We start from the raw sequence: 322 nt of genomic DNA, 5'->3' as shown, positions 1-322 counted from the left end.
GATAAAATATGACACTCTTAATGGCGTTCATATTGCTTATTTACCTCTCAAAAATATGTACTGGCCATTTCAGGCTTCTTCGGCAAGCAAATTAAAGAAAGCGGTGTGGCATCTGCTTGATTCTTATAATCCATTTATGGCTCGTGCCATGCGTAAGGAGCTGCGCAAATTTTCTCCGGATGTGGTGCATACCAACAACCTCAGCGGTTTTTCCGTCGCAGCGTGGCGAGTGGCCAAGAAGCTGGGGGCGCGCGTGGTACACACGACTCGCGATTATTATCTATTCCATCCGAACGGCACGTTGTTTAAACATGGCCAAAAT

1 protein-coding gene is annotated in these 322 nt (G+C 46.3%); it reads left to right on the top strand.

Features of this window, described 5'->3' with window-relative positions; translation table 11 throughout:
* Positions 1–322: glycosyltransferase (locus KHA85_RS17580; RefSeq protein ID WP_213186763.1), on the top strand; the 322-nt coding region annotated here is incomplete at both ends.

The sequence above is a fragment of the Dietzia massiliensis genome (assembly GCF_018390595.1).
GTDB lineage: Bacteria > Actinomycetota > Actinomycetes > Mycobacteriales > Mycobacteriaceae > Dietzia > Dietzia massiliensis.
The sequence above is the reverse complement of the archived record's forward strand: the minus strand, read 5'-3'. Positions and strand labels throughout refer to the sequence as shown.